The 14348-nt window shown below is 63.2% G+C and carries 12 protein-coding genes, 1 tRNA gene and 1 pseudogene; 10 read left to right on the top strand and 4 right to left on the bottom strand.

Annotated features, from left to right (window positions below; genetic code table 11):
• The first annotated feature begins 21 nt into the window (after positions 1-21).
• Positions 22-1068: a fatty acid desaturase gene (locus V8J82_RS19660; RefSeq protein WP_339977862.1), complete on the top strand. Its 1047-nt coding sequence runs from the start codon at positions 22-24 to the stop codon at positions 1066-1068.
• Positions 1069-1185: 117 nt separating this feature from the next.
• On the opposite strand, the gene V8J82_RS19665 is transcribed toward V8J82_RS19660, so the two are convergent.
• Positions 1186-1767 carry a TetR/AcrR family transcriptional regulator gene (locus V8J82_RS19665; protein ID WP_339977864.1) on the bottom strand — a complete coding sequence of 194 codons (582 nt, stop codon included), beginning with the start codon at positions 1765-1767 and terminating at the stop codon, positions 1186-1188.
• A 90-nt stretch (positions 1768-1857) separates the two neighbouring features.
• Here V8J82_RS19665 and V8J82_RS19670 point away from each other — a divergent pair, with 90 nt between their 5' ends.
• From V8J82_RS19670 to V8J82_RS19680, 3 genes are all read left to right on the top strand, one after another.
• Positions 1858-2115 carry a hypothetical protein gene (locus V8J82_RS19670; RefSeq protein WP_339977866.1) on the top strand — a complete coding sequence of 86 codons (258 nt, stop codon included), beginning with the start codon at positions 1858-1860 and terminating at the stop codon, positions 2113-2115.
• A 76-nt stretch (positions 2116-2191) separates the two neighbouring features.
• Positions 2192-3478, top strand: a complete 1287-nt coding sequence (locus tag V8J82_RS19675) for a homoserine dehydrogenase (RefSeq protein ID WP_339977868.1) — start codon at positions 2192-2194, stop codon at positions 3476-3478.
• A gap of 6 nt (positions 3479-3484) precedes the next feature.
• On the top strand, positions 3485-4909 hold the full coding sequence (locus tag V8J82_RS19680; RefSeq protein ID WP_339977870.1) for an alkaline phosphatase D family protein: 1425 nt from the start codon (positions 3485-3487) through the stop codon (positions 4907-4909).
• Here V8J82_RS19680 and V8J82_RS19685 read toward each other — a convergent pair.
• A complete protein-coding gene (locus V8J82_RS19685) occupies positions 4889-5470 on the bottom strand; it encodes a GNAT family N-acetyltransferase (RefSeq protein WP_339977872.1) in 582 nt (193 codons plus the stop codon). The genes V8J82_RS19680 and V8J82_RS19685 overlap by 21 nt on opposite strands.
• A 182-nt stretch (positions 5471-5652) precedes the next feature.
• Between V8J82_RS19685 and glpX the strand changes: the two genes are divergently transcribed.
• From glpX to V8J82_RS19705, 4 genes are all read left to right on the top strand, one after another.
• Positions 5653-6615 carry a class II fructose-bisphosphatase gene (glpX, locus tag V8J82_RS19690; RefSeq protein WP_339977874.1) on the top strand — a complete coding sequence of 321 codons (963 nt, stop codon included), beginning with the start codon at positions 5653-5655 and terminating at the stop codon, positions 6613-6615.
• A 119-nt stretch (positions 6616-6734) separates the two neighbouring features.
• Positions 6735-7295 (top strand): cysteine hydrolase family protein, encoded by a 561-nt coding sequence (locus tag V8J82_RS19695; protein ID WP_339977876.1) that lies wholly within the window; start codon positions 6735-6737, stop codon positions 7293-7295.
• An 81-nt stretch (positions 7296-7376) separates the two neighbouring features.
• The gene (gene recJ / locus V8J82_RS19700) at positions 7377-9134 is read left to right on the top strand and encodes a single-stranded-DNA-specific exonuclease RecJ (RefSeq protein ID WP_339977878.1); all 1758 of its coding nucleotides are present in this window, start codon (positions 7377-7379) and stop codon (positions 9132-9134) included.
• 67 nt (positions 9135-9201) lie between these two features.
• Positions 9202-9276: transfer RNA gene (locus tag V8J82_RS19705), tRNA-Glu, on the top strand.
• Between the two features lie 207 nt (positions 9277-9483).
• On the opposite strand, the pseudogene V8J82_RS19710 reads toward V8J82_RS19705, so the two are convergent.
• Positions 9484-10554 (bottom strand): annotated as a pseudogene (locus V8J82_RS19710) (tyrosine-type recombinase/integrase); the annotation flags it as partial.
• Complete coding sequence (locus V8J82_RS19715; protein ID WP_339977880.1) at positions 10460-10705, bottom strand: helix-turn-helix transcriptional regulator; 246 nt, start codon at positions 10703-10705, stop codon at positions 10460-10462. The gene V8J82_RS19715 and the pseudogene V8J82_RS19710, both read right to left, overlap by 95 nt.
• A gap of 203 nt (positions 10706-10908) precedes the next feature.
• Here V8J82_RS19715 and V8J82_RS19720 point away from each other — a divergent pair, with 203 nt between their 5' ends.
• Both V8J82_RS19720 and V8J82_RS19725 read left to right on the top strand, forming a co-directional pair.
• A complete protein-coding gene (locus V8J82_RS19720) occupies positions 10909-12102 on the top strand; it encodes a DUF932 domain-containing protein (RefSeq protein ID WP_339977882.1) in 1194 nt (397 codons plus the stop codon).
• 128 nt (positions 12103-12230) lie between these two features.
• Positions 12231-14345, top strand: a complete 2115-nt coding sequence (locus tag V8J82_RS19725; protein WP_339977884.1) for a ParB/RepB/Spo0J family partition protein — start codon at positions 12231-12233, stop codon at positions 14343-14345.
• Positions 14346-14348 lie beyond the last annotated feature (3 nt).

Raw genomic sequence — 14348 nt, forward strand, 5'->3', positions numbered from 1 at the left:
ACTAAGATCTGGATCGGACCAATGCACGCCACACCGACCCGTCCTGAAATTACACCGACCTATCGCAAAGAGGCCGAGCGCGAATTGCGCCGCTTCACACGAAGCTGGACCAAACGGGACAACCGCCTGGCATCGCTGAGTTTCTTCGGCAGCTTTGCCGCTTATTTCTTCACACTCTGGCTTACGGTTTTAGCTTGGCCCATCTGGTGGCTGGTGGTGCCGCTGATCGTCATCAATGCTTTTGCCGGTGTCCGGCTTTATGTGCTACAACATGATACCGGACATAATTCGTTGTTCACGACCAAGCGGCTCAACACGCTTGCAGGTCACGTGCTCAGCGCCTTCACTCTGACACCTTTCGCTGTTATGCAACACAACCATAACGAGCATCACAGCCATCTTGGTAACCTGGATGAGCGGGATACCACCGAGATCTCCACCATGACCCTGCGCGAATGGAACGCGGCAGGGTTCTGGAAACGGTTGCATTATCGCCTCTATCGCAGCCCGCTGCTGATGATCCCGGTGGGCGGCTTGCTGACCTACGCGCTCGCCTATCGCTGGCCGAAGAATTCTGCGCGGATCGCACCGCGGCAAGTGTTGGTCCACAATGCTGTTCTGGCACTCTGGGTCTTTGCGATTTGGCTGATGGCGGGCGGGCCGGGGCTTGTGATCTATGCGGGCACAGTCTTCGCCGCAGGCTGTATCGGCGTGTTTCTAGTCTACCTGCAGCACAATTTCGAAGATACATGGTGGGATCGCAAACCAGATCTCAACCCGGCCCGCGCGGCGCTGCAAGGATCATCCGCCCTCGATCTGGGTTGGTGGTTCGACTTGGCCGTGGCGAATATCACCTACCACGACATCCATCATTTCAACGCCAACATCCCGTCCTACCGATTGCGCGCCTGTCATGTGGCGCTCCGCCAACAATATGAGGTGCAGACCATCGGCTGGTTGGAGGCGTTTCGCTCCTTTACCCTCAAGCTTTGGGATGAGGATCAGGAGCGTTTGGTGCCCTTCCCAAGGCAGCGTCACACCGCACCGAACGCAGTGTCCGCCCAATAACGTGGTGACGTCGCCACATTCCGTGGCAACGCGGCCCGGTGAGAGGCTCCGCTTTCCGACCGGAAAGTGGGGTCCGAGACGGGCCGCCCTTCGCTCAGCTTCACATCGTAATAGCGATCAGGCTGACACCGCCTTACGCACCATGCCCCAATAGATGTCCTCGACATCGACCCGGCTGAGCCTGCCGCCATCCTTGAACCAGGTCGTCACCCCGGTCAGCATCGCGATCAAGCCCATCGTCGCAAGCTTCACATCCGGCACATCAAATTTGCCATCCGCGACGCCTGACCGAAGCACCGCCTCCAGCCGCGCTTCATAGGCGCCGCGCAACCGTTCGACCGCCGCGAAATTCTCAGGCGTCAAATTGCGCAATTCCATATAGGCAATGAAAACCAGGTCGGGTCGATCAAGGTGATAGCGGATGTGATGCCGGGCGAAATCCTCCAACTCGGCCACCGGACCGCCACCGGGGGGCTGCCAATCTTCCAACAAATCGCGCAAGTGATCTGTCATCAACTCAAACAGCAGCGTCTGCTTGTCGGGTGTATAGAGATAAAGCGCGCCCGCCTGAACGCCGACCTCCGCCGCGATCTGGCGCATCGAGACGGCTGCAAATCCATGGCGCGCAAACAATCTCAACGCGGCGTCGCGAACCTTGGGCCCTGTTGTCCCGGCGTGGCTGCCTTGCTTTCTTGCCATCCGCGCACCTTATCTGAACGCTCGTTCAATTCAAGACAGAGCCCACTGCATCGCTGGACTTGCGCCCTGACCATGGGCTACGGCTAATCCATGACTTCAGCTCCGCGTTTTCTCGCCCTTGCGCTTTTTGCTCTCACGGCCTGTTCGCCGGGTGGCCCCGAATTGGCGCAACGCATCTCGCCCGAAGCGCGGGCGCAAGGCTACCCAACATTGCTGCCGCTCGACAGCTTGCTCAGCACCGCAGAAGGTGAGTTGCCGCGAGACGCCGCAGATGAAGGTCGCGACCTGGATGCGCGTGCCGCCGATCTGCGCCGTCGCGCCGCCTGGCTCAGATCCCTGCAACTTTGAAGACACCACGCGTTGCAGCCCTGGCGATGACCCGCTACATCGGCGCCACCCGATTTCACTGCGTCCGGAGGCCCCGATGACCGACCCTATTCGACTTGGCATCGCCGGGCTTGGCACCGTTGGTGTGGGCGTTGTCAAAATCATCCAGCGCCAGGCAACTTTGCTGTCGGCCCGCACTGGACGCAATCTGGTTATCACGGCCGTATCCGCCCGCAGCCGTGACAAGGATCGTGGCGTCTCGTTAAAGGACTATGCGTGGGAGGACGATCCGGTCGCCCTCGCCAAGCGCGACGATGTGGATGTCTTCGTGGAGCTGATGGGCGGCGATAGCGGTCCAGCCAAAGACGCAACCGAAGCCGCGCTTCATGCGGGCAAAGACGTGGTCACCGCCAATAAGGCCATGCTGGCCCATCATGGCCAAGCGCTTGCGGAGTTGGCCGAGGCACACGGCGCCGCGCTGCGTTATGAGGCCGCCGTCGCAGGCGGCATCCCGGTGATCAAAAGTCTGACCGAAGGCTTGGCGGGCAACCGGATCACCCGCGTGATGGGCGTCATGAACGGCACCTGCAATTACATCCTGACGCGCATGGATGCAGGCGGACTGACCTATCAAGAGGCTTTTGATGAGGCCGATGGATTGGGCTACCTTGAGGCAGATCCGAACCTGGACGTGGGCGGCATCGATGCGGGTCACAAGCTGAGCCTTCTCGCCGCCATCGCCTTCGGCACAAAGGTCGCGTTCAACGACATGCGCCTGGAAGGGATCGGCCAGGTCTCGATCGACGATATCCGCCGGGCGGGCGATCTGGGCTATAAAATCAAACTGCTGGGCGTGGCGCAGATGACCGGGCGGGGTCTGGAACAGCGCATGACCCCCTGCCTGGTCCCGGCCAGCTCGCCACTGGGGCAGCTTGTCGGCGGCACCAATATGGTGGTGATCGAAGGCGATGCGGTCGAGCAGGTGGTCCTGCGCGGACCCGGTGCAGGTGAAGGCCCAACCGCCAGCGCCGTGATGGGGGATATCTGCGATATCGCGCGTGGATTGCGCCTGCCGGTCTTCGGCCAGCCCGCCGAAACGCTGACCGAGGCGACGCCTGCCAATGCTGAAAGCCCTGCCTGTTTCTACCTGCGCATGGCGCTGATCGACAAACCGGGCGCCTTGGCAAAAGTCGCCACAGCCCTGGGCGAAAACGGCATCTCCATCGACCGGATGCGCCAATACGACCACCAAAGCGGTCCGGCACCGGTACTGATCGTCACCCATAAATGCGCGCGCCCCGATTTGGATGCGGCCCTGGCGGCCTTGCCCGCAACAGGCGTGGTCTTCGGCGACCCCGTCGCGCTGCGCATCGAAGATGTATGATGCGTTTTGATTGATCGCATCCTCGGCCCTCTGCTGATCCTAGACCACGTCACCGATGGTCAGATGCATCTGGCGGCGATCTTCGTCGTCCCACCGGGCGAGCTCCCCGGACCGATCGACACCGGCCAGCAACATGTCGTGCCGACATATCTGCTTGGCTATCCGGGTGCTGAGGTTTTCCGTGCACGGTTCAGCCTGCCTGCCGACGGGCCATCCGCTTACATCTGGAACGGCACCACCTATGATCTCGCGGGCCTACCCGACCGGAATTTGCGCCTCGCCTATGCGTCGTGCAACGGCGAGGAACATGGCGATCTGACCCGGGACGAGGCCGAACGGAATGTGATGTGGGCCCGGCTTGGCGCCAGCCATCGCAAGGCGCCGTTTTCCCTGCTTCTCCATGGCGGCGATCAGATCTACGCCGATGAAGCCACAAAGGGCCATCCCTTGAGCGAGGATTGGCCCGACAAGATCCCGCGCGATCCCCTGCCCCATGATATCGCCGATCTTCGCGCATATCTGCGCGCAGGCTTCCTGGAGCGGTACGCGGTGCAGCTGGCTCAGACCGATTACGCATGGCTTGTGGCGCGGGTGCCGTCGCTGGCGCAATGGGACGATCATGACATTTGCGATGGTTGGGGCTCATTGCAGCGCTCGCGCACCTACTCGCCGGTGGGCCAATGCCTGTTCGAGGTGGCACGCGAGGCCACCTTGGCGTTTCAGCACGGCACCGTCGCGGGCGATTTGCCCGCGAAATTCATGGATCCCGGCGGCTATCATCTGGGCTGGCAGATCCAAACGCCGGGGTTGCGTCTGCTTGCCCCCGATCTGCGGTCAGAGCGGACGCGCCGCCAAGTCATGGATGAGGGTGGCTGGAACTGCATCGAAGCGCAGGCGGCAACGCCGTTCCCAGGCCGCACATTGGTGATGTCGTCTGTTCCGCTGCTGGGGCCACGGCTGTCTGTGCTTGAGGCACTGATGGTTCTGATCCCGAAAATGCAGAAATACGAAGACGATCTGCGTGACCAATGGCAAAGCCGTGCCCACCGGGCCTCGTGGCAACGGATGCTGCGCGCGATGATGACCATGCAGGAGGCGCCCGGCCAAGATGTCACGATCCTCTCGGGCGAGATCCACCTGGCCACCCGCGCCACGATGGCCGCGAGCAATGGCGAGCCGATGCACCAGCTTGTCGCCTCGGGCATCACACACCGTTCCCCGCCTAAGGGCTGGGCCCGGGCGCTGGGGGCTCTGTCGCGTCTTGGTGAAACACCCTTGCCTGGTCATCCGATTCGAATCCGTCGCATTCCTGGCCAACGCCTGCGCTATGTCGCGCAACGCAATGCGCTGATCCTTGAATGCAAAGATGGGTCCTGGCACGCGATCTGGGAATTTGAACAGAGTGGCTCCTCACCGCCTTTCCAGATCTGACACCACCTGCGCACGCTCATCGCCGACGTCGTTGATCCGGGATGTCAAAATGTGATCCCGCCATTGCCCGGCAATCTTCAAATAGTCGCGGGCATAGCCCTCTTTCTCAAAGCCAAGCCGGTTCAACAGACGCGCACTGCGTGTGTTGTCGGGACGGTAATTCGCCATGATCCGGTGCAGACCATGATCCGCAAAGATACGGGGGATGAGCGCTGATAGCGCCTCGTACATCAGGCCTTGGCCTTCCTGATCGCCATCAAGCGAATAGCCAAGATGGCAGGCTTGAAAGGCACCGCGAACGACATTGGTGAAATTGCAAAGGCCCAAGATCGCTCCATCGGCCTCCGCCCTCAGCGCATAATGAAACGATGTGCCTGCCTTCGCAGCTGCGGCCTGATCGGTTGCTCGATCAAACCATGCCTCAACACTGTGATACCCGTCCGGGCGGGTCGGCGCCCAGGGAGCGAGATGGTCCGCGTTGCGTCGATGATAGTCGGACAGCATTTGCGCCTCTTCCGGCGCAACACCTCCGATCCGCAAGCGAGATGTCTGGATCAACATGCTATGATTTTCCTCAGTTTGCATCGCACGGCGCACAAAGACCCTGCCGTGTTCGCCTAAGGATCGGCAAGGAAGTGTCGGTTTTTCCCGTGACAAGGTTTATTGGCGCCCCCAACCTTGCCGCAATGCGGCGCGCCCGCTATTCGAAGGCGGAAATGTAGTGCAACGCCGTAAGGAACCCCATGGCCAAAACCGACTTTAACGACCGTATGCTGTCCCTGGGCCTCGCCCGCGTGTCAGAGGCGGCGGCGATTGCCTCTGCAAACCTGATCGGGCGCGGCGATGAAAAAGCGGCTGACCAAGCCGCGGTGAACGCAATGCGGGATCAGTTGAACAAGCTCGACATCAAGGGTGTCGTGGTGATCGGCGAAGGCGAGCGCGACGAGGCGCCGATGCTTTATATCGGCGAAGAAGTCGGCTCTGGCACCGGCCCCGAGGTTGATATCGCGCTGGACCCGCTGGAAGGCACCACGCTGACCGCCAAGGATATGCCCAACGCGCTGACCGTGATCGCCATGGGCCCGCGCGGCTCGATGCTGCACGCGCCGGATGTCTATATGGAAAAGCTGGCCATCGGGCCGGGCTATCCCGATGGGATTGTTAGTCTGGACCAGAGCCCGGGTGAGCGTGTCCGCCTTTTGGCCGCTGCACGCCAATGCACAACCTCCGACATTACCGTATGTGTCCTGGACCGTCCGCGGCACGCCGACATGATCGGTGAATTGCGCGATACCGGTGCGGCGATCCGCCTGATCACAGATGGGGACGTGGCTGGTGTGATTCATTGTGCCGAGGCCGAGACAACCGGAATCGATATGTATATGGGCCTGGGCGGCGCGCCCGAAGGTGTGCTGGCTGCCGCCGCGCTGAAATGCATGGGCGGGCAGATGTGGGGGCGCCTGACCTTCCGCAATGATGATGAAAAAGCCCGCGCCGCGAAGGCAGGCATCAAGAAGCTCGACCGCATTTATTCGCGCGACGATATGGTGACAGCTGATGTGATCTTCGCCGCAACCGGTGTCACGGATGGCTCGATCCTGCACGGCATCAAGCGCGAGCCCACACATCTGACGACCGAGACAGTCCTTATGCGGTCGAAAACCGGCTCCGTCCGGCGGATGAGCTATCGCAACCCGAGGGGCTGAGCCATGCGTTCGCGCAACTCAATGCGAAAGCCGGTGCCCACTTTTCGGATTGCGCGCGTGATCCCCCTATCGCGCAATGTGATCCGAAAACCGGTACCCACTTTTCGGATTGCGCTCTGATGGCCTCAGCGCTGATCCTGATCGACATCCAGGCGGGCTTTGACGCGCCCGTCTGGGGCGCGCGCAACAATCCCGGCGCCGAAGCCAATGCCGCGCGATTGCTAGCCGCCTGGCGCGAGATGTCGGCACCGATCTGCCATATCCGCCATATCAGCACCGAGCCCGGCAGCCCGCTTGGGCCCGGCCCCGGTACCGCGTTCAAGCCAGAAGTCGCGCCTGTCGAGGGTGAGGCGATTTTTGAAAAGTCCGTCAACTCCGCCTTCATCGGCACCGAATTGGAAGATCACCTAACCCATTCCAGCTTGGGTGATGTTGTGATCTGCGGCCTGACCACGCCGCATTGCGTATCGACCACCACACGGATGGCCGCGAATTTGGGCTTCGACGTGCGATTGGCCCATGATGCCTGCGCCGCCTTCAGCACCAATGCGGATACGGGATGGGCCGATGGATTGGCGCCGCTTGATCCGCAAACCATCCACGATACGGCCATTAGTCACCTCCATGGTGAATTCTGCCGCGCCATGACAACCGATGCCCTTCTAATCGAAGGCCCCTGACCCGGCGAAGACACGCATGCACCGCGATGTTTGCGGAATCGGCTATACGCACGGTCCGATTTCAGGATATTGTGTGTCACAATGAAAGATCTACGAGATACAGCTTATTTGGGCGTCGAGTCGTCCCTCACAGGGCGGCGCTGGATCGGCCCAGCGCCCGATGTGGCGCGCGCGGCCGAGGCGCTGATCCAGACGGGGGACCTTCCGCCCGCTGTCGCCGCCGTGCTGGCACAACGCGGCATCACGCCCGAGGCCGCGCCCAGCTTTCTGGAACCCGCCTTGCGCGACCTGCTGCCGGACCCGATGGTCCTGCGCGATATGGGCCCTGCCGCGGATCGGGTCATTGCCGCTGCCAAAGGCGGCGAGCGGATCGCGATTTTCGCCGATTACGATGTCGACGGCGGATCGTCTGCCGCATTGCTGATCTGGTGGCTGCGCGGGCTTGGGCGGCAAGCCACGCTCTATGTGCCCGACCGGATCGACGAAGGTTACGGCCCGAACGAGGCCGCGATGGCAGCGCTGGCCAGCAACCATGACCTGATCATCTGCGTCGATTGCGGCACGCTGTCTCACGGCCCAATCGCAGCCGCCCAAGGCGCTGATGTTATTGTGCTGGACCATCACCTGGCCCAGGCCGAGCTACCGGTTTGCGTGGCGGTGGTGAACCCCAACCGACAAGACGAAGACGGGGCGCTCGGCCATCTCTGTGCCGCGGGCGTGGTGTTTCTGGTGCTGGTCGAGGCCAACCGCCGCCTGCGTGTCGATGGGGTCATGGGCCCCGACCTGATGGGGATGCTCGACCTTGTTGCCCTGGCCACCGTCGCCGATGTGGCGCCGCTGCTGGGTGTGAACCGCGCCTTGGTGCGCCAAGGCTTGAAGGTAATGGCACGCCGCGCCCGCCCCGGCCTTGTGGCCTTGTGCGATGTTGGCCGGCTGGACCGGGCGCCCACCTCTCATTCGCTTGGTTTCGTCCTGGGCCCGCGCGTGAATGCAGGCGGTCGGATCGGCGCGGCGGATCTGGGCGCGCGCTGCCTCTCAACCGACAATATGGCCGAAGCCGAAGCGCTGGCCCGCCAACTCGACACACTGAATGCCGACCGGCGCGAGATCGAAACACGTGTGCGCGAAGCGGCCTTGGGCCAAGCCGAGGCACGCGGGCTCGACGCACCGCTGGTCTGGGCCGCAGAAGATGGCTGGCATCCGGGCGTCGTGGGCATCGTCGCCTCGCGCCTCAAGGACCAGACGCGGCGCCCCGCGATTGTCATTGGCTTTGACGGCGATGAGGGCAAAGGCTCGGGCCGCTCGGTGGCGGGTGTCGATCTGGGCGCGTCCATCCAAAGGTTGGTGGCCGAGGGGCTGATCGAAAAGGGTGGCGGACACCGCATGGCTGCAGGTCTGTCGCTGAGCCGCGCTCAGTTGGAGCCCGCCATGGCCAAACTTTCGGATTTGTTGGAACGTCAAGGCGCGGGCCAAGGCGGGCCGAGCGATTTGCGGCTGGACGCGACGCTGATGCCCGCCGCTGTGACCCCCGATCTGATCGAACAGATCGAGGCAACAGGGCCCTTCGGCGCCAGCGCCCCTGCCCCGCGCTACGCCCTGCCCGCCATGCGCATCCGCCACACGCGCCCCGTCGGCGAAGGCCATCTGAAGCTAACACTCGGGGATGGCGGCCCCATCACATTGGACGCGATTTGCTTTGACGCAGTGCGCCAGGGCCTCGACGCGCTCGCCGCCCATGATGGCCGTCCGGTCCATGTCGCGGGCCGGATCGAATTGAACCATTGGCAAGGCCGCAGCCGCGTCCAACTGCGCCTAGACGACGCAGCATGGGCTGAGTGAGACTTTCGTGAAGAATCCTCTTGAACCCCCGGCAAGGTTTTTCTAGACACCACCTCACGCCAAGAGTGGCCCGTTCGTCTATCGGTTAGGACGCCAGGTTTTCAACCTGGAAAGAGGGGTTCGATTCCCCTACGGGCTGCCATTTCCCTGAAATGTTTCTTATTTCTAAATGGTTACAGAGCTGTTTTGTCCCACCGCCCGGACGGGCTACGAAAAGTGGGACACTTTCTGTTGGAGCGCCAAGCGCTGTGAGCTTCCGAAGAGCGCTTGCAGCTCGTTGCTTCTGCGACGCTCCCTTGGTGTATCGTGTGACCTCCTTCGAAGTCTGATGACCAGTGATCGCCATGATCTCGAATTCGCTGCAACCGAGCTCAGCCAGCCGTGCGGCCGCCGCCTTCCGTAAGCCGTGGACCGAGCAGTTCCCGAGCCCCGCTGCATCGCACCATTTGCGAAACCGATTGCCAAACCCGGCCGCCGTGAAGGGATTGCCGTATTCGCTCAGCAGGAAGGTCGGCTCGCCGACCCTTTCCTCGCTCAGATATCGCTGAAGATCGGGGATGATCGGGATTTCAAGGCGGACAGGATGCTGATTGCGCCCTTTGTGTTGCGTAAACACAATCCAGAGCACCCCATCGCTGTCTTCCCGTACATCCTTCCAACCGAACCGCACGAGGTCGGATCGGCGCTGACCGGTATAGAGCGCAAGCGCGAGAGCCAGCCGTGCCATGCTGCCGAAGGGATGTGCCCTCTCATAGGTCTCTATCTCTTCGAGGCTCCAGGAGTGATAGCCTTCCGCATTCGTGCTCAGGTATTCGACCTGAGCCGCCGGATTGCTGTCATGCAGATCGTAGCGCACGGCGAACCGAAACAACTGGCGCAGCGTCTTAATCATGGTGTTGGCGGCTGCTGGCGTCTTCATCATCTCGTCGCGGCGCATCCTCACGTGGCGAGGAAGGAGCTTCGCATAGGGCTTCTCGCCATCGCCATGTTTCTGGCAGAACCGCTCGAGGATCGACCGACGGGCCTGCCGCGTGGAGGCGTCGAGTTGCTGGTACATCGATGACTTGAAATACTGAGTGCAGAGCCAGTAGAGCGTACCGGGCTGCCCTGTCCTTGGCTGACCTTTGTCCCTCTTCTTCTTTTCCTCATAAGCCCGACCCGAGGCGGCGCGCTGGTAATCGATCAGAAACTCCGGCGAGCCCACAGGACCGCGCAGCCTGATCTTCGGATGCCCCGCGCGGCGATAGTAGACCCGAACGTTGCCGTGGCGGTCGGTGTCTTCCACCACGTATTTCATCCGCCGCATCTTCATCCAGGCTTGGCCCTCATAGTTCCCATGGATTGTCCTCAACGGCGCAGCCGCCTTCCAATAGATCGAATGCGCGGTCGACCTGTCGCCTATCCCAAACACGACGCCCATCGATGCGCTTGGGCTCGGGCATGCGCCCGTCCGCAACCAACGTGTCGAACTTCGACACTCCCACACCAACGTACTCGGCGGCTTCCGCCCTGGAAAGGCCGCGGCGTTCCGGAGGCTGGCAAAAACGGCTCTCGGCGAGGTTTCGCTCCATCTTGCACGTTCCAGCGCTTCAATACTCGTTTCTTCAAACTGTCGGCCCAGCCTTCAGACGTCTAGGCTGCGATGTCCAGCGAAGCGCAAAGACCGGTGCTGTCGCGCGGCTTTCGGTCCGAGAGGCAAAGGCTGCGCCGGGCCCGCTGACGGGTTTGGAGGCTGAGAGAGAAGCTCCCGGCCGCCCGTCGCGGAGGTTTTCCAATGGATAGCGAAATCATCGATGCCGGGCGTGACATGAGCGGCGGCTACAAGGTGGATGTGTCGCGCGGCACGAACGTGGACCGCGTGTCGTCCGAGTGGTTCTCGCGGCCGGACGACGAGCGCTATCTGTCGCTCGACGACCTTTTCGCCTGGGTCAAGGGCCGGGCGGAGCGGAGCCGGACGCGCACGGTGGAGAGTGCGGCGATCCGGGTCGAGGCGCACCGCGACGACCCGGAGAAGCTGGACCTCGTCCTGCCTGGCGCGGATGAGCCGGTTGCGCCGACCCATTGGTCCTTCGGCAAGCTCTCCAGCCTCGTCGGTGCGCCCGCAACCTATCTGCGGCAACTGCCCGCGCCGCTGGCCGGCATCAACCTGCAATACGGGCTAACCAATCACCGGGCCGAGCAGATCAAGACCATGGAGGTCGCGAACGGTCGCACGGAACTGCGCGCCGTGACCGGCCCCGACTATGGCCGCATCTACGACCACGAACTGGTCTCCGCCGTGCAGCGGATCGCGGGCAACGGCACCGGCGACACGCGCTGGAAAGTCCCCGGCGTGCTCGACTGGTCAACCGGCATCTACAATCCGCGCGTTGACGCCACGAAGGAGACGACGACGCTCTACGCATCGGACCGCGACGTGTTCCTGTTCCTCGTCGATGACCTCAATCCCATCGAGGCGGGGCTGTTGCCCGATGGCTCGCCCGACCTTTATTTCCGTGGGTTCTACTGCTGGAATTCCGAGGTGGGCGCCAAGGCGCTCGGCATTGCCAGCTTCTACCTGCGCGCCGTCTGCCAGAACCGCAACCTCTGGGGCGTCGAGGACTTCCAGGAGATCACGATCCGGCACTCGAAATACGCCGCGTCCCGCTTCGCCCGCGAGGCCGCGCCTGCGCTCAGCCGTTTCGCCGAGTCCTCGCCCGCACCCTTCATCGATGGCATCCGTGCGGCGCGGGAGAAGATCGTCGCGCGGACGGACGAGGATCGTCAGGATTTCCTGCGCAAACGCGGGTTCTCGAAGGCGGAGACGGGGCGGATCGTCGAGGCGGTCCTGACCGAGGAAGGGCGTCCGCCGGAAAGCGTCTTCGACTTCGTACAGGGGATCACGGCGGTAGCGCGGTCGAAGCCACAGCAAGATGCGCGGCTCTTGCTCGAAGGCAAGGCCAAAACACTTCTGGCGCAGTCGGCCTGATCGTCCCGGCCGGTCGCTCGGTCTATCCGCGGTCCCCCGCTCCAGAGGGAGAGGGTGGCCGTGGACTTCGTGACGGGTTTGGAGGTCGAGAGAGAGGCTCGCGGCTGGCCCGTCGCGGAGATATCCCGATGACCAAGCAAGAGAAGATCACCCTCAGCGCCTCGCGCGACATCCCCTTCAACAAGCTGATGCTCAGCCAGTCGAACGTGCGCCACGTAAAGGCGGGCGTGTCGATCGAGGAACTGGCCGAGGACATCGCGCGGCGGACGCTGCTCAGTTCCATTACCGTCCGGCCCGTGCTGGATGAGAGCGGCGCCGAGACCGGCATGTACACGATCCCCGCCGGCGGGCGGCGGTTCCGGGCGCTGGAACTGCTCGTCAAGCAGAAGCGCATGAACAAGACAGCACTTGTGCCCTGCATCGTGCGCACAGACGGGCTCGCCGAGGAAGACAGCCTCGCCGAGAACGTCCAGCGCGCGCCGCTGCACCCACTCGACCAGTTCCGCGCCTTCCAGGCGATGCGCGAGAACGGCCGCACAGAGGAGGAGATCGCCGCGGCCTTCTTCGTCTCGGCCAGCGTGGTCAAGCAGCGGCTGAAGCTCGCCGCGGTCGCGCCCTCGCTGCTCGACGCCTATGCCGAGGAGGAGATGACGCTCGACCAACTCATGGCCTTCACGGTCAATCCCGATCACGCGCGGCAGGAGCAGGTCTGGGAGGCGTTGCAGCGGCACTATTCGCGGCAGCCCTACGAGATCCGCCGCATGCTGACCGAGGGTGCGGTGCGGGCCTCGGACAAGCGGGCTCAGTTCGTCGGGCTCGACGATTACGTCGAGGCCGGGGGCGAAATCCTGCGCGACCTGTTTCAGCAAGACGATGGCGGCTGGCTGCAGGATGCCGCCCTGCTCGACGTCATGGTGCGCGAGAAGCTCGCCGAGGAGGCCGAAGCGATCCGTGCCGAGGGCTGGAAATGGGTCGAGGTCGATACCGAGTTCCCCTATGGCCACACTTTCGGGATGTGCCGAGTCCATGGCGAGGCGGTGCCGATGAGCGACGAGGAAGCCGCCAGCTACCAGGCGCTGAAGGCCGAATACGACGCGCTCGAGGCCGAGCATGCGGAGGCCGACGAGTTGCCCGAGGACGTCGATGCCCGGTTGGGCGAGATCGAGGAGGCGATGGAAGCACTCGAGGCCCGTCCGATCCGGTTCGAGGCGGAAGACCTCGCGCTGGCAGGAGCCTTCGTCAGCATCGACAGTTCAGGGCGGCTGCGGGTCGAGCGCGGCTATGTGCGGCCCGAGGACGAGCCGGTCGAGGAGGTGGAGGACATTGGCGAGGTCGCACCGCAAGCGGCACCGATCGACGACGCTGATGACACCGTCGCGTCTACCACGGACGAGGAGGAAGAGGAAGACGGCCTGAAACCGCTTTCCGACCGCCTCGTCATGGAACTGACGGCCCATCGCACCCTGGCGCTGCGCAATGCGCTGGCCCAGGACCCGCAGGTCGCCTTCCTCGCGGCGCTGCACGCGATGGTCCTGCGGCTCTTTTATCGCTACGCCGTCGACAGCTGCATCGAGATCGAACCGCGCAATGCCGCCTTTGGATCGCAGGTGCCGGGCCTCGGCGACACAGCCTATGCGCAGGCCATCGACCAGCGCCACGAGAACTGGGCACGGAACCTGCCGAAGGCATCCGAGGACCTCTGGGAGTCGCTGACCGAATTCGACAGCTGCAGCCGCGAGGCGCTCTTCGCCCATTGCGTGGCGATGAGCGTCAATACCGTCCACGATCCCTACCAGCGCCGACCGCGCGCCATCGCGCATGCGGATGTGCTGGCCGGGACCGTCGGGCTCGACATGGCCAAGGCGGGCTGGACGGCCACCGGTGACAGCTACCTCGGCCGCGTGACCAAGGCCCGCATCCTAGAGGCCGTGCGCGAGGCGAAAGGTGAGGACGCCGCTGACGGGATCGCCGGGCTGAAAAAGGCCGAGATGGTGACCGCTGCCGAGGACCTGCTCTTGGGCACCGGCTGGCTGCCCGAACCTCTGCGCACGCCGCCGCTGCCGGAAGAGGATGCCCCGGAAATCGAGCTGGTCGACGAGGCGGACCGCTCCGACGACGACCCTTCGGAAGACGATCCCGACACCGGCGAAGCGCAATCGGCGGGAGACGGCGGCGCACCGGCTATCGGAGATTCCGAGCCTACGGGGGAAGATGATCCCGTCGCCGGTGACGCCTTCGCCTGAACC

This window comes from Gymnodinialimonas mytili (genome assembly GCF_037544085.1).
GTDB lineage: Bacteria > Pseudomonadota > Alphaproteobacteria > Rhodobacterales > Rhodobacteraceae > Gymnodinialimonas > Gymnodinialimonas mytili.